At 61.4% G+C, this 1,248-nt stretch carries 2 protein-coding genes; both read left to right on the forward strand.

The window, feature by feature from the left end; all coding sequences use genetic code 11:
* Window positions 1–37: 37 nt before the first annotated feature.
* Window positions 38–598, forward strand: a complete 561-nt coding sequence (locus Mgrana_RS16610; protein WP_119358678.1) for a helix-turn-helix domain-containing protein — start codon at window positions 38–40, stop codon at window positions 596–598.
* 14 nt (window positions 599–612) lie between these two features.
* The gene (locus Mgrana_RS16615; protein WP_170146516.1) at window positions 613–1,236 is read left to right on the forward strand and encodes an IS630 family transposase; all 624 of its coding nucleotides are present in this window, start codon (window positions 613–615) and stop codon (window positions 1,234–1,236) included.
* Window positions 1,237–1,248: the final 12 nt, after the last annotated feature.

Genomic DNA, 1,248 nt, shown 5'->3' on the forward strand with positions numbered 1-1,248 from the left:
AGTGGTCTGGTAACCAATATTCCGGCATAATAATTCCATGAAACAAGCCAGTACCAGCAGGGTACACCTGAGCGCCGAAGAACGTGAGCACTTGGAGCAGATGGTCAAGAAGATGGCGTGCGGGGCACGGAAGTACAAACGGGCCAGAACCCTGCTGCTGCTGGATCGAAGCCAGGGGGAACAGCGTAGTGGAAGGGAAGTGGCTGAGCTGGTGGATTTGCGGCCCGGTACCGTGAGCCAGATCGCCCAGCGCTACGTGGCGGGGGGCGTGAGGGAGGCGATGGAAGAGAGACCGCGCCCGGGTCGGAGGCCGAAGATCACCGGGGAGGTAGAAGCGCGGCTGATCGCCCTGGCATGTGAAACGGTGGAGGAGGGCAGCGGTCAAAAAGGGCAGGCCCGGTGGACGCTGCGGCTGCTGGCGGACAAGCTGGTGGAGCTGGGGCTGGTGGACAAGATCAGCCATGTAGCGGTGATGAAGCGGCTTAAAAAAATCAGCTCAAACCCTGGCAGGGGGCGGAGTGGCATATGCCATAGCCGCACAGCGGCTACCCGGTCCAGAGCTGGTGCATCCCTCCCCAGGCCAGCGCACCGTTCGTAGCCAAGATGGAGGATGTGCTGGAGGTCTACGCTAGACCCTATGACCCTGAGTACTCCCAGATCTGCCTGGACGAGAAGCGCAAGGAACTGCGTGACACCCCCCAGGGCCAACTACCTCCGGCGCCGAACCAGCTTCGACGGGAGGACTACGAGTACACTCGCCAGGGTAGTGCCAGCATCCTCTTGTGGAATGAACCCCTGACCGGCAGGTGTGGCCTGCGGGTAGAGGGGACCGCCGATAGCCTGACCTTTGCCAACCTCATCCAAGAGATTGTGGATCTGCACTACCCCCAGGCCCGCAAGATCGTCCTGGTTACCGACAACGCCTCCTACCACAGCCCTGCGGCCCTCTACAAAGCCTTTGCTCCCGAAGAAGCCTTCCGGTTGGTGCAAAAGATCGAGTGGCACTACACCCCGGCGCATGGCTCGTGGTTGAACATGGCCGAGATCGAGCTCTCGGTGCTTGAGCGCCAGTGTCTGAGCCGTCGCATTCCCGACCTGGCTACCCTCCAAGCCGAGACTCAGGCTTGGGCCCAGCGTAGGAACCAGCAAAGGGTCGTTATCCAGTGGCGTTTCACCGCCGCCGACGCGCGCATCAAGCTGGCCCACCTGTACCCCAGAAGGAGTGGCGATGATTAACTTACCAGAGCA

Origin of the sequence: Meiothermus granaticius NBRC 107808 (genome assembly GCF_003574355.1) — a bacterium.
Classification (GTDB): Bacteria; Deinococcota; Deinococci; order Deinococcales; family Thermaceae; genus Meiothermus; species Meiothermus granaticius.